The sequence below is a fragment of the Bacillus sp. SIMBA_074 genome (assembly GCF_046534555.1).
GTDB classification, from domain to species: Bacteria; Bacillota; Bacilli; order Bacillales; family Bacillaceae_G; genus Bacillus_A; species Bacillus_A mycoides.
Genome location: NZ_JAWRYM010000474.1, coordinates 1 through 274 on the forward strand (window position 1 = coordinate 1; position 274 = coordinate 274).

Sequence of the window (274 nt, forward strand, 5' to 3'; positions counted from 1 at the left end):
CCAACCCTGCCATTGACCGCGACCGTGAGATGGAGCACTTCTCCACTCGTGTCGTCATTGGCGCGCGTGTCCCTCTCTCTTCCAAAGCGGGATCGTACCAGCGGATCGAGCTGCCTTCGCCGCTACTCGTAGAAGGGCAAGCCTTGCAAAAAACGGCTGCCGATCAACATACCCTTTCTCTGGAGCAGGTTATCCATCACTTTAACAACCATCCAGCCAGCATTGCGATTCTATCCACCTATTTCACCGCAGAGGATGGCTATGCGCAAGGACT

The 274-nt window shown here is 55.1% G+C and carries 1 protein-coding gene; it reads left to right on the top strand.

What is annotated here, in order from left to right; all coding sequences use genetic code 11:
* Nucleotides 1–274 (top strand): glutamate synthase central domain-containing protein (locus SB773_RS31640; RefSeq protein ID WP_410594278.1); only part of this gene is annotated, 274 nt, incomplete at both ends.